The following is a 15,614-nucleotide window of genomic DNA, read 5'->3' as shown; positions in this document are numbered from 1 at the left end:
CGCCGCTGGCAGCCGGTATCACCCGCCGCGTACCGATCCACGCCACACCACATCCGCCTGATACAGGCGGGTGTCGAGCTGTTGATCGCTTTTCGGCTGCAACGCCTGCTCATCGCGTTCGGCCTGCATCAGCCACTGCACCGCATCGCGGGCGAACTGTTCCACCGGCTGCGCAAAGGTGGTGAGGTTGTAGGATGACCAGCCCGCCTGCGCGATGTTGTCATATCCCATCAGACACAAATCTTCCGGTACGCGCAGCGCAAAGCGGTGGCGCGCTTCATCCATAAAACCACAGGCCACCAGGTCGGTAACGCAGAACACCGCATCCGGGCGCTGGTGCCGCGTCAGCAGGCGATGCGCCAGAATCTGGCCGCTCTCATACGACGTGGTGCCGAAGCGCTCGACCATCACCGGCAGCCCTGCCGCCGCCGCGGCGTGGAGAAAATCACTCTCGCGTTTCATCAGGCTGGGCGTACCCGCCAGCGAGTTTGCAAAAGCGAGGTGGCGACAGCCCGCGCGCATAAACGCCATCACCGCCGTTTCGGCCGCCGCGCGGGTATCAAGGTTGATGCTTAGCGAGCCGGGCAATGATTCGTCGCGGTTAATCAGGATGATGCGCTGACCATGCTGGTAGCACTGGCGGGTGATGGCGCTGTCGGGCATCCCGGAGAGGATGATCGACGCATCGGCGCGAAAATTGATGGCCTGTTGCAGCGCGGCAGACACGCTGTTGTCGGAACGATCGGTGTTGATCAGCATCGACACTTTCCCGGCTTCCTGCAAAAACTGCGTCAGCCAGCGCACCAGGCTGGCGCGATAGGGGGTGGCGAGTTCGGAAACCACCAGGCAGACGATGCCGCTGCGATTGCGCACCAGTCCGCGCGCCAGATGGTTAACGTGATAACCCAGCTCCTCAGCTGCTTTCATTACCCTGGCGCGGGTGGCGGCGGAGACGCTGGCCCCCGGCGTAAAGGTGCGTGACACCGCCGAACGGGAAACACCGGCGCGGTCCGCTACATCCTGCGCACTCACCACCGTCTTCTCATTGTGCATGGCAACCTCTCCGGCGATATCTGGGTGAACACGAGTCTGCCCGATTTTGCAAAGCTGTGCAAAATGAATCGCGTGTGAATTGTTTCAATTTTGTGACATCGCCTGTCAATTGCACAGCAAGCCAATTGACAGGCTATTTTATGTTCTCTACAAATTTGCACACATGTGCAAATAACAAAGTGCCAGTGAAGCACACCCTGCAAACCAAGGAGAACATCATGCGCTACACCCCTCTGTATGTCGCCATCGCTGTCAGCTGCACTGCCTTACCGTTCACCGCCTCCGCTGCGGGCAATCTGAATATGATCTGCTCCGCCGATGTGGTGGTGTGCGAACATATGACGCGCATCTTTAGCCAGTCACACCCGGACATCCAGGTAAATATGGTGCGTCTGTCGGCGGGCGAAGCCTACGCACGTCTCCGCAGCGAAGCCCGCAATCCGCGCACCGATATCTGGTGGGCCGGGACTGGCGATCCGCATATGCAGGCCGCAGAAGAGGGGCTGACGCAGGTGTACAAATCCCCGCTGCTCGATCAGCAACAGGATTGGGCGCAGAAGCAGGCGGAAAACTCCGGTTATCGCACCGTCGGCATTTACGCCGGTGCGCTCGGCTGGGGCTACAACACCAAATTGCTGGCGGATAAAAAACTGCCCGTCCCGGCCTGCTGGCGCGACCTGCTCAATCCGGCGCTGAAAGGGGAAATCCAGATCGCCAATCCGAACTCCTCCGGCACCGCCTACAACACTCTCGCCACCCTGGTGCAGATCATGGGTGAAGATCAGGCCTTTGATTACCTGAAAAAACTGAACGCTAATATCTCCCAGTACACCAAATCCGGCTCCGCGCCGGTAAAAGCCGCCGCGCGCGGTGAAACCACCGTGGGCATCGTGTTTATGCATGACGCGGTGGCGATGCAGGTGGATGGCTTCCCGATCAAAACCGTCGCACCCTGCGAGGGCACCGGTTATGAGATCGGTTCGATGTCGATCGTTAAAGGCGCGCGCAATCTGGCCAGCGCCAAAGTCTGGTATGACTGGGCGCTGAGCGCCGAGGCGCAATCCCATATGAAAGAAGCCAAATCCTTCCAGCTGCCCTCCAACCGCAACGCGGAAATCTCGCCATACGCGCCGCGCTTCGAAAACATCAAACTGATTGATTACGACTTCAAAACCTACGGCGACTCCGCCAAACGCAAAGCGTTGCTCAGCCGCTGGGACAAAGAGATTGGGTCCAGCGCGCAGTAATCCTTGCAGTCGCACATGCTGAATCGCGGTGGCCCTGGCCAGTAGTCCGCTTCAGCCTGAATTTTCAGGTCGAGGTGATTTATGAATGCGAACAATCGCCGCTTAGTCGCTGCGCTGATCGCCGGTGCCGTGGCGCTGACGCTGCTGCCCTGGTACAGCCTTGAGGCCGGTTTTTTCTCCGGCGGCTGGCTGCTCTCCCTCTGGCGCGATGCGGCCAATGCGCCCGCGTTGTGGCAGATGGTCGAATTTCAACATCCGTGGCTGGCGATCGCGCTGGCGCTCTATCTGCTGTGCGCGGCCTGCGGCCTGCTGGCGTCCGGTGGGTTGCGCAGCCGTCTGCTGCTGCTGTTTAGCGCGCTCGGCGTGCTGTTTCTGGTGATTGAGGGGCACGCCATTGGCTACAGCGGCTGGAGCTGGCTGTGGCTGGAAAATCACTTTGGCGCGCTGCAACAGGGACAACCGGCAATGGGGGCGGGCGCGATCCTGCTGCTGACCACGTTCCTGCTGCTGTTCTCCTGCGCGCTGGCCGAGCGCGGCGTGCTGAAGGGCGATGCCTTTGTGGTGGCTTCTCTGGTGCTGCTGACTGCCCTGGTCAGCGTGTTTGTGCTCTATCCGGTGCTGAGTATGTTTGTGGTCTCGGTGCAGGATGTGGACGGCAGTTTCAATCCCAGCGGCTTAATCAGCAACCTTCAGGACCCTTCTATCTGGAGCCTGTCCTGCCTGGCCGGCGGCACCTGCGGCACCGCCTGGCGCACCCTGTGGCTGGCGCTGATGACCGCCAGCGGTGCGACGCTGCTTGGGCTGGCGTTCGCGCTGGCCGCCACGCGCACGCCGCTGCCGCTGAAGAAAGCGCTGCGCATGTTGACCATCCTGCCGATTATCACGCCGCCGTTTGTAATCGGTCTGGCGCTGATTCTGTTGTTTGGCCGTTCGGGCGTCGTCACGGTGCATCTGGCGGCGCTGTTCGGCATCGAACCGGGGCGCTGGCTGTATGGCTTAACCGGGATCTGGATCGCACAGGTGCTGTCGTTTACCCCGATCGCCTTTCTGGTGCTTATCGGCGTGGTGGAAGGCGTCAGCCCCTCGCTGGAAGAAGCCTCACAGACGCTGCGCGCCAATCGCTGGCGCACCTTCAGCCGCATTTCGCTGCCGCTGATGGCGCCGGGACTGGCGAATGCCTTTCTGATCTGCTTTATCGAAAGCATGGCCGATTTTGGCAACCCGATGGTGCTCGGCGGCAGCCATGGCGTGCTGTCGACGGAAATTTTCTTCTCCGTGGTGGGGGCGCAAAATGACCCAAGCCGTGCGGCGGTGCTGGCGATGATTCTGCTGTGCTTCACCCTGGCGGCGTTTATCCTGCAACGGCTATGGCTGGGCGGCAAAAACTTCGCCACCGTCACCGGCAAAGGTGATGGCGGCCAGCATGGTCAGCTGCCGCGCGCGCTGCGCTATGGCGTGTACGGCATGGTGCTGCCGTGGGGACTGTTCACGCTGGTGATCTACGGCATGATTGTGGTCGGCGGTTTTGTGCAGTCGTGGGGATTAAACGATGCGCTGACGCTGGAGCATTATATCCGTGCGTTCCGCGTCAGTTTCAGTGACGGTCATCTGCTGTGGAGCGGGGTGGCGTGGAATTCATTCTGGACCACGCTGGAGATCGCGCTGATTGCCGCGCCGCTCACCGCGATTGTCGGCCTGCTCACCGCCTGGCTGATCGTGCGGCAGAAGTTTGCCGGTCGCCAGACCTTCGAGTTTCTGCTGATGCTGAGCTTCGCCATCCCCGGTACGGTGATTGGCGTCAGCTATGTCATGGCCTATAACCTGCCGCCGCTGGAGATCACCGGCACCGCGCTGATCCTGATCGCCTGTTTTGTCTTCCGTAATATGCCGGTCGGCGTGCGCGGCGGCATCGCAGCCATGAGCCAGCTGGACAAAAGCCTGGATGAAGCCTCGCTGACGCTGGGAGCCAGCAGCTTCCGCACTCTGCGCAAAGTGGTGCTGCCGCTGCTGAAACCGGCGATCAGCGCCGCGCTGGTGTATGCCTTTGTGCGTGCCATTACCTCCATCAGCGCGGTGATTTTTCTGGTGTCCGCGCAGTACAACATGGCGACGTCCTACATCGTCGGGCTGGTGGAGAACGGCGAATATGGCGTGGCGATTGCCTATTCCACGGTGTTGATCGTGGTGATGCTGCTGATCATCGGCGTGTTTCAGTGGCTGGTGGGTGAGCGTCGGCTGCGTCGGGCGCGGCCAGTCGCGGTGATCGCCCCGCCTGCCGCTACCTCATTAACTCAGGAGAGTGTCGTATGACTACAGTCAAAGCGGGTTCCGTGGTGTTTGAACATGTGGCAAAACGCTTTGCCGATTTTACCGCGCTGCCGGATCTGTCGCTGACGGTGGAACCGGGAACGCTGGTGACGCTGCTCGGTCCGTCCGGCTGTGGCAAAACCACCACGCTACGGCTGCTGGCCGGGCTGGAACATCCCACCGCCGGGCGCATCCTGATTGGCGGCCAGGATGTCACCCATCTGCCCGCCAACGAACGCGATGTGGCGATGGTGTTTCAGTCGTACGCGTTGTTTCCGCATATGAGCGCGATCGACAACATCATGTATGGCCTGCTGTCGTCCGGCATCAGCAAGCGCGAGGCGCAGGATCGGGCGCGCGAAGGGCTGAAGCTGGTCGGGCTGGAGCATCAGGGCGCGCGTTTGCCGTCGGAACTCTCCGGCGGCCAGCAGCAACGTATCGCCGTAGCGCGTGCGCTGGTGCTGGAGCCGCAGGTGCTGCTGCTGGATGAACCGCTATCGAACCTTGATGAGCGTCTGCGCCGCCGCGTACGGACCGATATCCGCGATCTGCAACAACGGCTCGGCTTTACCGCGGTGTATGTCACGCACGATCAGGAAGAGGCGCTGGCGGTGTCCGATAAGATCATTGTCATGAAAGAAGGGGATATTGCTCAGCAGGGCGCGCCGGAAAGTCTCTACCATGCGCCTAACTCGGTGTTTATCGCCGACTTTATGGGTGAGGCGAATATCCTGCCGTGCGAGGTGGAACAGGTGGAAGGCAGCGAGGCGCTGGTGCGGCTCGGCAGCCAGCGTTACCGCGTACGCGGCGCGGCGGCGCGCACCGGCAGCGCGCAACTTGCAGTGCGGCCGCAGTTTATCACCCTGAATCATCAGGGCAACGGCGCGCTGCGCGGCGAGGTGACGCACAGCACCTGGCTCGGCGACCATATCGAATATGAAGTGGCGACCGAGCTGGGTTCGCTGTTTATCGTCGATGCGCAGATGGAGCAGCAGTGGCCGTTAGCGACACCGGTCGCCATCGATTTTAAACCTCAGGGCCTCGCCCTGATTGCCGGATAACTGGCTTAACAAAAGGACAAATTATGAGTGAAGTGGATAACCAGGCCCTGCTGACGCGCCTGGCGCTGGCTGAAGAGGTGGCACGAGCCGGGGGAGCGGCGGCGCTGCACTGGTTCCATCAGCGCGACAGTCTGGTGGTGGAAACCAAGCACGATTTACAGGACGTGGTGTCCCGTGCCGACCGCGAAGTGGAACAGATGATCGGCCAGCGAATTCGTGAGCAGTTTGCCGACGACGGTTTTCTCGGCGAAGAGTATGGCCTGCAACCCGGCAGCTCCGGCTATACCTGGGTGGTTGACCCGATTGACGGCACCAGCCCCTTCCTCAACGGGATGCCCAACTGGTGCGTGTCGGTGGCGGTGCTGCACGCAGGCGTACCGGTGATTGGCGTGATTTTTGCGCCCACTTATCAGGAGTGCTACGTGGCGGCGCTCGGACAGGGCGCGACGCTCAACGGGCGGCGGTTGCAGGTTGACCCCGCGCGTACCCTGCAAAACCATGTCACCGGCTTTGGCGCTAACAGTTACGTCAGCCCGGAAAAAGTGGGCGAGATTCTGGCATCGTTACTGGCGGCGGGCGGCAACTTTATCCGCATCGGCTCAGGCGCGCTGATGCTGGCGTGGGTGGCGGCCGGACGGGTGGTGGGTTACTACGAACCCTATATGCACGCCTGGGACTGCCTGGCCGGTTATTGTCTGGTCAAAGAGGCGGGCGGCTGGTATCACCCGTTTAATACCGAAGGCGAACGGCTGCTGAAAGGGGCGCAGGTGCTGGCGGTGGCGCCGGGTGCGGAAGCGGACCTGAAGCGCATTGCCGGTTTGTAAGCGGCGGCGGGAATGCAGCGTTGCATTCCCGCGATTCCAGTGTTTTGATTAACCTCTTTTCCTGCATCGGATTTCACCTCGTGTCGCTGTCTGCTTCTGAATGGTTTAACCGCAAAGGTATTGAATGTTCACGCGTGACGGCCAGCGACGCCGCTTTCCCGCGCCATCTGCATGATGAATATGTGATTTGCGCCAACCTGAGTGGACGTGAAGCGGTATGGCTGGATGGCAAAATGCTGGATGTGCCCGCCGGACAGGTGACGGTTTACAATCCGGCGGCGATCCAGGCATCGCAGTTCAGCGTGGAGCCGGTGAGTTTTATCAGCGTGCATCTGCCGCAGGCGGTACTGCGTGAGGTCGTCAATCAGCAGGGATTAAGCAGTACCGATCAGGCGCCGGTGTTGCGTGAAGGCGCCTGGCACGATGCGCGGGTGTTTAGCGCCATCTGCCAGTTTGCCACTGCAACGCCTGAGGATGACGATCAGTGGCTGATGTGGTTATGCGGCGAACTGTTGTTCGATCGCGACAGTCGCCAGCAGGGCGATGCGCAGCTGATTGCCCAGGTGAAGGATTTTCTGCGTGCCAACCTGAGCGTGAAACCGCAGCTGGATACGCTGGCGCAGCTGGTGGGATTGAGCAAATATCATCTGGTACGCCGCTTTACGCAGCTCACCGGGATGCCGCCGCTGCAATATCATATGCAGCTGCGGCTGCATCATGCGCGCGATCTGTTGCGTCAGCGCGTGCGTCCACAGGACGCGGCGTTGCAGCTCGGCTTTTACGATCAAAGCCACTTTATCAACGCCTTCCGTAAAGTGATGGGCACCACGCCCCATCACTACGCGCAGCAAATTACCTCAGCTGAGGATAAATTCCCGATAGCCTGAGCCGATCACGTAAATCGCGAAATAACAGAAGATCAGCGCCGAAGCGAGGTAGGAATATTTCAGCAGGCGCTGCCCCAGCAGCTTCCCGCCCATACTCCCTACCAGACAGAGCACGCAGGTCCAGACTACGCCTGCGATAAAGAAACCGCTAAGGAACCACGAGGTGGAACCGGCGTTGCTATGGCCCATACGTGAAATCAGCGCGCCGCCGACGCTGGCAAACCACAGGATGGCGGTCGGCGACGACATCGCCAGCATAATGCCACGAGTGAATTCACGCGCCAGCGAACGCCGGGGTTGCTGCTGGTCGGTGTTGATGGCGGTCACCGAGTGATACGCCGCCAGCAGCATTTTCACCGCAAACCAGATCAACATCGCGCCGCCGCCAATCCACAGTACCCAGCGCACCGCGGCAAACTGCAATACCACCGCCATGCCCGCCAGCGCCAGCAGCGCATAGATCAGATCGCCAATGCAGGTACCGATCCCGAGCCAGAAACCGTGGAAATAGCCGCGCTGCATCGCCAGGGTGATCATCGCGATATTTGCCAGGCCAATATCCAGGCATAACGACAGACTCAGCAGAAAACCATTTGAAAACTGCAACATAGTAAAAACGCATCCCGCGCCGTTAAGAGAAGCGACATTGAACCATATTGCGCTGGGGTGGGTATTGGAAAGAATTGCGCGGCGCGGATGTTGGCCTGGTGCGCATCAATGCGCACCCTGCGCCCGGCATGAATGCCGACCGTATTAATTGCGTTACAGAGATGCGGTTATCCGCATGCTGCAAATCTATAGCGATATTTGTTATTAAGAATTGGATCACCGTAATAAATATTAAATATGCCGTGATTCAGACCTCAAATAATTATTATCTCAATAACGAAAACCCTTGTGCGGATATAGCATAACCGCGCTATTTACTTGTTTTATACCGCCTGATTATTATCCCTGCCATTCCGTTATTTCCCCGCAAAGCGAAAAGTGAAATAAATCATGACGCAAAATATTGTCAGGAGCCACGCCTGCGCGGCGGTGCTGAATAATGATGATGATGCGCTCAAAGCCGCACGCAATCTGGCGGAGCAGGCCAGGGCGGGCGCGGTTGAACGCGATCAGCAGCGTATTTATCCCCGCGAACTGCTGAATCAATTTACGCAGCTGGGGTTGGGCAGCATTAGCGTGCCGCGCCAGTTTGGCGGGGCAGGTTTGTCATTCCAGACGGTGGCGGAAGTATTCCGTTTAATTTCCGCCAGTGATCCGTCGCTGGGGCAGATTCCACAAAATCACTTTGGCCTGATTCAATTTATCCTCGGCGAGGGCACAGCCGGGCAGCAGCGGCAATTGCTGACTGCGGTGGTCAGCGGGCAGCGCCTTGGTAACGGCGGCCCGGAAAAAAATACCCGTCATACCCGCGATGTACAGGCGCAACTGGTGACAACGTCACAAGGGCTGCAACTCACTGGCGAGAAGTTTTACTCCACCGGCGCTTTGTTTGCCGACATCCTGGTGACCACGGCAATGCAGGATGGGCAGCCGGTGATGGCATTTATTCCTTTACCGGCCGCCGGGCTGACGATCGTCGATGACTGGTCCGGAATCGGCCAGCGCACCACCGCCAGCGGTACGGTGCAACTGCATCAGGTGGCGGTTGATCCGGCATGGGTAATGCCTTTGCCCGCGCCGGAAAAACCCACGCTGCGCGGCGCGGTCTCGCAGCTTATTCAGGCGGCAATTGATGCCGGTATCGCCCAGGGCGCGCTGGATGATGCGCTGGATTTTGTGCGCAGCAGTTCACGCCCGTGGGTGGATGCGGGGGTCAGCCGCAATGCCGACGATCCCTATATCCTGGCGGATGTGGGCCGCATCAGCACCGAGCTGACGGCAGCTAATGCCCTGCTGGCGCGGGCGGCGAAGGTGCTGGACAGCATCGACCCGCAATCGCTTAACGCGGAAAACTGCGCGCGGGCGTCGATTGCGGTGGCCGAGGCCAAAGTGCTCACCACCGAGGTGGCACTGCACGCCAGTGAAAAGTTGCTGGAGTGGGGCGGCAGTCGCGCCACGCTGCTGCGCCATGGTCTTGATCGCCACTGGCGCAATGCCCGCACCCATACCCTGCATGATCCGGTGCGCTGGAAAACCCATGCCATCGGCAACTATTACCTCAATGATGCGCTGCCCGCGCGCCATGCCTGGATTTAAGGAGCTGCCATGACCCAGGTTCAGCCAAAACAGCCTGCCGTGCGTCTCGCCACGGCGCAACAGGCGCTGGCGGCGGCGCAGGAACTGGCCGCCCGTTTTCGTCGTGATGCCGCGCAGCGCGACCGGGAACGTCAGCTGCCGCACGCCGAGTTACAGCAATTTTTTGCCGCCGGGCTGGGAGCGATTACTGTGCCTCAGGCCTGGGGCGGCATCGATATCCCCACCGCCACCCTGGCGGCGATCGTCGCCATCCTCAGTGAAGCGGATGCGGCCATCGGCCAGGTGCCGCAAAACCACTACTACGCGCTGGAAGTGCTGCGCGTTAACGGCAGCGCGGCGCAGCAGCAGCGGCTGTTTGGCGAAGTGCTGGCCGGGGTGCATTACGGCAACGCGCTGGCGGAGTACAGCGCACCCGCCGCGCATCAGCGCAGCACGCGTGTCGAGGGGCTGCGGCTGAACGGCACCAAGTTTTACGCCACCGGCGCGCTGTTTGCCGACCGCATCCCCACCGCCGCCCGTGGCGACGATGACAAAGAACTGCTGGTGTTTGTGCCGCGTCACCAGCCGGGCGTTAGCGTCATTGATGACTGGAGCGGCTTCGGCCAGCGCACCACCGGCAGCGGCAGCGTGCAGTTTGTGGATGTCGCCGTCAGCAGTGAGGATGTGGTGCCGTTTCAGACCGCTTTCGAACGGCCAACCTCCGTCGGCCCGTTCGCCCAGATTCTGCACGCGGCTATCGATCAGGGCATCGCCCGCGCCGCCTTCAACGACATGCTGGCGTTCCTGCGCAGCCGCGCACGGCCCTGGCCGGATAGCGGCGTAGAGCGTGCCACGGACGACCCGCTGACGCTGGATCGCACCGGTCGGCTCGCCGCGCGTCTGGCGGCGGGCGATGCGCTGCTGGCGCTGGCCGGCGATGCGGTTGATGCGGCGCGCCAGCAATCGACGGCGGAGAAGGTTGCAACGGCGTCGGTGGAGGTGGCGAAAGCACGCGCCTGGACCACGGAAATCGCCCTGGAAGCGGGCAATTTGTTGTTTGAACTCGGCGGTTCTCGCGCCAGCCTGCGCGAACACAATCTGGACCGTCACTGGCGCAACGCGCGCACCCATACGCTGCACGATCCGGTGCGCTGGAAATATCCGGCGATTGGTAACTACCTGTTGAACGGCGTGTTGCCGCCGCGTCGGGGAACGATATGAGCCAGAAGCAGATCCTGATCAACGCCTTTAATATGAACTGCGTCGGACATATTCATCACGGCATGTGGACGCACCCACAGGATAGATCCGTCGATTTCAATTCGCTGGAGTACTGGACCGATCTGGCGCGTTTGCTGGAACGCGGCCTGTTCGACGGCATCTTTATCGCCGATATCCTCGGCGTCTACGACGTTTATCAGCAGGGCATCAGGCTGACGGCCAGCGAGTCGATTCAGCTGCCGGTTAACGATCCGCTCATGCTGGTTTCCGCCATGGCGGGCGTAACGCAGCATCTCGGCTTTGGCGTCACCGCCAATCTCAGTTACGAAGCGCCTTATGCCTTCGCCCGGCGTCTCTCGACGCTCGATCATCTCACGCGCGGACGGATTGGCTGGAACATCGTCACCGGTTATCTCGACAGCGCCGCGCGGGCCATGGGCCAGCGTGAGTTGCTGGCGCACGACCGCCGTTACGACCAGGCCGATGAGTTCCTCGATGTGGTGTATCAGCTGTGGGAAGGCAGCTGGCAGGATGATGCGCTGGTGGTGGATCGTCAGCGGCGCCTGTATGCCGATGCGCAGAAAATCCATCAGATCGATCATCAGGGTGAATTCTACCAGGTGCAGGGCTACCACCTCAGCAGCCCGTCGCCGCAGCGAACGCCGCTGCTGTTTCAGGCGGGCAGTTCAGCGCGCGGGATGCAGTTTGCGGCGCGTCATGCCGAATGCAGCTTCGTCAACGCCAGCACCCCCGAGGCGATGCGCCAGCAAACCCAGCGTCTGCGTCAGGCGGCGGTGGATGCCGGACGACGCGCCGACGATCTGCGCATCTTTATGGGCGTCAGCGTGATTGTTGCCCCCACCGAGCGCGAAGCGCAGGAGAAGTACCGCAGCTATCTCGCGTATGCCAGCCCGGAAGCGGGCATCGCCCACTTTTCCAGCTCGATTGGTATGGATCTGGCGGCGTTTGATTTCGATGAGCCCATCACCAGCGGTGACACGCGGGCGATTGAATCGGTCAGCAAAGCCTACAACGGCTGGACGCGGCGACGTTTGCTGGAGCAGCACGCGATGGGTAGCCGCTACCCGCTGGTGGTGGGCAATCCGTCGCAGGTCGCCGACACCTTAATCAACTGGATCGACGCCGGTGATATCGATGGCTTCAACCTGACGCGCATCCTTAATCCGCAAAGCTACCGCGACTTTATCGATCTGGTGGTGCCGGAGCTGCAACAGCGCGGGCGCTATAAAACCGCCTATCAGCCCGGTTCGTTACGCAAAAAGATTTTTCAGCAACAGGATCGTCTGCCTGAACGCCACCCGGCGGCGCGCTGGCGGCCTGCGTCCAACCTTCGTTAATCCATTTACCTCAGGGAATCGTTATGAACATTTCATTAAAACTGGCCGCGTCATTGCTGGCCTTTAGCACCCTGGCCAGCGCCGCCAGTTACAGCGGTCCGCTGAAGGTGGGCACCACCGCCGCATTCGCGCCCCCGCTGGAAACCGCCGTCGCCGAAGCGAAAAAGCAGGGTCTTGAGGTGCAGCTGGTGGAGTTTACCGACTGGACGGCACCAAACGTCAGCGTGGAGAACGGCGATATTGACGTGAATCTGTTCCAGCACAAACCTTTCCTCGCCAACGCTAACCAGGAGGGCGGTTTCCACCTGGTGGCTTATGCCCCGGCGATCATCAATAACATTGGCCTGTATTCGAAAAAACACACTTCGCTGGATCAGATCCCGCAGGGCGGCACGGTGGCGATAGCCAACGACCCGATTAACGGCGCGCGTGGTCTGCTGCTATTGCAGAAAGCCGGGCTGATCACCTTAAAACCGGGCGTCGGTCTCAAGGCTACCGTCGATGATATCGCCAGCAACCCGAAAGATTTGAAGATTATTGAGGTGGAAGCGGTGCAGTTGTCGCGTTCGCTGGATGAAGTCGATCTGGCGCAGGGCTACCCGCACTATCTGCGCCTGGCGAAAACTATCGACCCGGAAAAAGCGCTGCTGTTTGATGGCCTGGAACACCCGGAATATGTGATTCAGTTTGTCATCCGCGACGGACATCAGGACGATCCGCGTCTGGCGAAGTTCGTGGATATCTATCAGCATTCGCCGGTGGTACGCGCCAAACTGGATAGCTTCTACGGCAAGCTGTACCAGCCGGGCTGGAGCCAGTAATCATGGTCAGCCTGACATTGCCCGGAGAACAGGATGCGCTGCTGACGCCTGCGCGACAGCGCGCGGGCAAGGTGCACGTCCAGATCCGGGGATTAACTAAACGTTATGCCGGGCAGACCCAGGACGCGTTGAAAAACATCGATCTGCAAGTTCAGCGCGGGGAGATCTTCGGCATTATTGGTCGCAGCGGCGCCGGGAAATCGACGCTGATCCGCTGCCTTAACCGGCTGGAAGCCCCCACTGCCGGGCAGGTGGTGATTGAGGGTATGGATATTGGCACCCTGAGCGATCGCCAGCTGGTGCAGTGGCGACGCCGCACCGGCATGATTTTTCAGCACTTTAACCTGCTGTCGGCGAAAACGGTGCGGGAAAACATCGAGCTGCCGATGAAGGTGGCTGGCGTACCGGCGGCAGAGCGTCAGCGCAAGGTGGATGAACTGCTGGCGCTGGTGGGGCTGGAGCAGCGTCAGCACGCCTGGCCCGCCCAGCTTTCCGGCGGGCAGAAGCAGCGCGTCGGCATTGCGCGTGCGCTGGTGCATGACCCGGAACTGCTGCTGTGCGATGAAGCGACCTCGGCGCTCGACCCGGAAACCACCCGCGCCATTCTGGCGCTGCTGAAGAAAATCAATCAGCAGCGCCATATCACCATCGTCCTGATCACCCATGAAATGGATGTGGTGCACGATCTTTGTCATCAGGTGGCGGTGATCGAACAGGGCGAAATCATCGAGCGTGGCCCGGTGTGGCAGGTCTACAGCGACCCGCAGCAGGAGACCACACGTCAGCTGCTCAACCCGCAGCATCAGGCGTTGCCGGAAAATATTGTGCCGTTGCTGACCGCCACGCGGCAGAGCAATGCCTCGCGCCTGCTGGTGCGGCTGCGTTATACCGGGCAGGGCGCGTTACCGGATCTTGGCGCGCTGAGCCAGCGCGTAGCAGGGGAAGTGACGCTGTTGTTCAGCGCGATCGAGTGGGTGGACAACAAACCAACCGGCCAGCTGTTGCTGTTGCTGGACGCGCGTCATCACGCTGACGCCGCGCAACAGGCACTGGCGGGTATCGCCGACCAACTGGAGATTGCAGGGTATGTCACTGGCTATTGAGCGTTTATGGACCGGGCTGCTGGATACACTGCTGATGGTCGGGGTGTCGTCGGTCTTTGCGCTGGCGCTGGGCCTGCCGATGGCGGTGGTTCTGGTGGTCACCGGACGCGGCGATCTGTTTCCCAATCCGTTACTGAATCGGCTGCTAGGCTGGCTGGTGAACCTGTTTCGCTCCATCCCGTTTTTGATTCTGATGGTGGCGCTGATCCCCTTTACCCGCTGGGTGGTGGGCACCACGTACGGCGTATGGGCGGCTACGGTGCCGCTGACGCTGGCGGCCACGCCGTTTTTCGCCCGCATTGCTGAAGTGAGTCTGCGCGAGGTGGACAAAGGGCTGACCGAAGCGGCGCAGGCGATGGGGTTTCATCGCTGGCATATCATCTGGCACGTATTGCTGCCGGAAGCGCGGCCTGGCATCGTCAGCGGCTTTACCATTACGCTGGTGACGATGATCAACGCCTCCGCGATGGCCGGGGCGATTGGCGCGGGCGGCTTAGGCGATCTCGCCTATCGTTACGGTTATCAGCGTTTTGATACCCAGGTGATGCTGACGGTGATTGTGGTACTGGTGGCGCTGGTCACTCTGCTGCAATTTTTCGGCGATCGACTGTCACGGCGGCTGAACCATCGTTAACGTATCGGCAGGCCGCTCAGCGCGCCCAGCAGCGCATCGACTTTCGGCAGCAGCTGCTTGCGACGCGGCCACACCAGCGTCAGCGCCAGACCCGCGGGCTGATGCTCGGGCAGGATAATCTCCAGCTCGCCGCGCGCCAGCTGCTCGCGCACCAGCCATGACGGCATCTGACCCACGCCTAATCCGGCGCACACGGCCTGCACCTGGGCATCGACATCGCCCAGCGCCATCCGGTGCGGCAGGGTGCGCCAGTACAGATGACCATCCTCGCCCTGCAACAGCCAGGGTTTGGTGGTGCCGTCAACCCGTTCATATAAAATCGCCTGATGCTGCATCAGTTCGGCGGTGCTGATTGGCCGCCCGGCCCGCGCCAGATAATCCGGCGCGGCGCAGAACACCATGCGCTCACGGCCCATCTGCCGACAGCCGAGCGAAGCGGGCAGATCGGTGACGTTCCCGATGCGCACCGCCACATCAATCCCTTCATCGAACAAATCAACAAAACGGTCAGAAAAACTCAGGCTGAGTTCCAGCTCGGGATGTTGCTGACAAAATGGGATCAGCAGCGGCATCACCGCCAGACGGCCGTAGGTGTTGGGCACCGCCAGCCGCAGCCGTCCGGACGGGATGCTGCGTTGTGCCGCCAGCACCGCTTCCGCCTCCGCCAGTTCTTCCATAATACGGATGCAGGTTTGATAGTAGGCGTTACCGGCATCGGTGAGCTTCAGGCTGCGCGTGGTGCGCTCCAGCAGGCGCGAACCCAGCCGCGCCTCCAGCCGGGTAACGCTTTTGCTCACCGCCGAACCGGTGATATGCAGGCGCTCCGCCGCCGCGGCAAAGCTGCCGCTTTCCACGCTGGCAACAAAAGGGACGATATCTTTCAGGCGCTGATCGTGCATCTATTCATGAACTCA

At 60.8% G+C, this 15,614-nt stretch carries 14 protein-coding genes; 11 read left to right on the top strand and 3 right to left on the bottom strand.

Annotated elements, in window-relative coordinates:
* Positions 1 to 18: 18 nt before the first annotated feature.
* A complete protein-coding gene (locus AC6I8V_RS22775) occupies positions 19 to 1,053 on the bottom strand; it encodes a LacI family DNA-binding transcriptional regulator (protein WP_497846085.1) in 1,035 nt (344 codons plus the stop codon).
* A gap of 218 nt (positions 1,054 to 1,271) precedes the next feature.
* Here AC6I8V_RS22775 and AC6I8V_RS22770 point away from each other — a divergent pair, with 218 nt between their 5' ends.
* From AC6I8V_RS22770 to AC6I8V_RS22750, 5 genes are all read left to right on the top strand, one after another.
* The gene (locus tag AC6I8V_RS22770; RefSeq protein ID WP_497846084.1) at positions 1,272 to 2,300 is read left to right on the top strand and encodes an ABC transporter substrate-binding protein; all 1,029 of its coding nucleotides are present in this window, start codon (positions 1,272 to 1,274) and stop codon (positions 2,298 to 2,300) included.
* Between the two features lie 81 nt (positions 2,301 to 2,381).
* The gene (locus AC6I8V_RS22765) at positions 2,382 to 4,610 is read left to right on the top strand and encodes an ABC transporter permease (protein ID WP_497846083.1); all 2,229 of its coding nucleotides are present in this window, start codon (positions 2,382 to 2,384) and stop codon (positions 4,608 to 4,610) included.
* On the top strand, positions 4,607 to 5,668 hold the full coding sequence (locus AC6I8V_RS22760; RefSeq protein WP_497846082.1) for an ABC transporter ATP-binding protein: 1,062 nt from the start codon (positions 4,607 to 4,609) through the stop codon (positions 5,666 to 5,668). The genes AC6I8V_RS22765 and AC6I8V_RS22760 overlap by 4 nt, the downstream gene beginning before the upstream one ends.
* A gap of 23 nt (positions 5,669 to 5,691) precedes the next feature.
* On the top strand, positions 5,692 to 6,492 hold the full coding sequence (locus AC6I8V_RS22755; RefSeq protein WP_497846081.1) for an inositol monophosphatase family protein: 801 nt from the start codon (positions 5,692 to 5,694) through the stop codon (positions 6,490 to 6,492).
* Positions 6,493 to 6,572: 80 nt separating this feature from the next.
* The gene (locus AC6I8V_RS22750; RefSeq protein ID WP_497846080.1) at positions 6,573 to 7,379 is read left to right on the top strand and encodes an AraC family transcriptional regulator; all 807 of its coding nucleotides are present in this window, start codon (positions 6,573 to 6,575) and stop codon (positions 7,377 to 7,379) included.
* Here AC6I8V_RS22750 and AC6I8V_RS22745 read toward each other — a convergent pair.
* Complete coding sequence (locus AC6I8V_RS22745; protein ID WP_497846079.1) at positions 7,350 to 7,988, bottom strand: LysE family translocator; 639 nt, start codon at positions 7,986 to 7,988, stop codon at positions 7,350 to 7,352. The two genes, AC6I8V_RS22750 and AC6I8V_RS22745, sit on opposite strands and share 30 nt — an antisense overlap.
* A 390-nt stretch (positions 7,989 to 8,378) precedes the next feature.
* On the opposite strand from AC6I8V_RS22745, the gene AC6I8V_RS22740 reads away from it, so the two are divergent.
* The 6 genes from AC6I8V_RS22740 to AC6I8V_RS22715 are packed head-to-tail and all read left to right on the top strand — an operon-like array spanning position 8,379 to position 14,700.
* Positions 8,379 to 9,584: an SfnB family sulfur acquisition oxidoreductase gene (locus tag AC6I8V_RS22740; RefSeq protein ID WP_497846078.1), complete on the top strand. Its 1,206-nt coding sequence runs from the start codon at positions 8,379 to 8,381 to the stop codon at positions 9,582 to 9,584.
* Positions 9,585 to 9,593: 9 nt separating this feature from the next.
* Positions 9,594 to 10,784, top strand: a complete 1,191-nt coding sequence (locus tag AC6I8V_RS22735) for an SfnB family sulfur acquisition oxidoreductase (RefSeq protein WP_497846077.1) — start codon at positions 9,594 to 9,596, stop codon at positions 10,782 to 10,784.
* On the top strand, positions 10,781 to 12,142 hold the full coding sequence (locus AC6I8V_RS22730) for an LLM class flavin-dependent oxidoreductase (protein WP_497846076.1): 1,362 nt from the start codon (positions 10,781 to 10,783) through the stop codon (positions 12,140 to 12,142). Before AC6I8V_RS22735 ends, AC6I8V_RS22730 begins: the two co-directional genes overlap by 4 nt.
* A gap of 23 nt (positions 12,143 to 12,165) precedes the next feature.
* The gene (locus AC6I8V_RS22725) at positions 12,166 to 12,963 is read left to right on the top strand and encodes a MetQ/NlpA family ABC transporter substrate-binding protein (protein WP_497846075.1); all 798 of its coding nucleotides are present in this window, start codon (positions 12,166 to 12,168) and stop codon (positions 12,961 to 12,963) included.
* Positions 12,964 to 12,965: 2 nt separating this feature from the next.
* On the top strand, positions 12,966 to 14,066 hold the full coding sequence (locus tag AC6I8V_RS22720; RefSeq protein ID WP_497846074.1) for a methionine ABC transporter ATP-binding protein: 1,101 nt from the start codon (positions 12,966 to 12,968) through the stop codon (positions 14,064 to 14,066).
* Positions 14,050 to 14,700 (top strand): methionine ABC transporter permease, encoded by a 651-nt coding sequence (locus AC6I8V_RS22715; protein ID WP_497846073.1) that lies wholly within the window; start codon positions 14,050 to 14,052, stop codon positions 14,698 to 14,700. The genes AC6I8V_RS22720 and AC6I8V_RS22715 overlap by 17 nt, the downstream gene beginning before the upstream one ends.
* Here the strand turns inward: AC6I8V_RS22715 and AC6I8V_RS22710 are convergent.
* Entirely contained in the window at positions 14,697 to 15,599 is a 903-nt protein-coding gene (locus AC6I8V_RS22710) for a LysR family transcriptional regulator (RefSeq protein ID WP_497846072.1), read from the bottom strand. The genes AC6I8V_RS22715 and AC6I8V_RS22710 overlap by 4 nt on opposite strands.
* Positions 15,600 to 15,614 lie beyond the last annotated feature (15 nt).

This window comes from Pantoea sp. X-Soil-TKNS-1207 (assembly GCF_059730485.1).
Note: the sequence above shows the minus strand (reverse complement) of the source record. Positions and strands in the feature narration are given on the sequence as shown.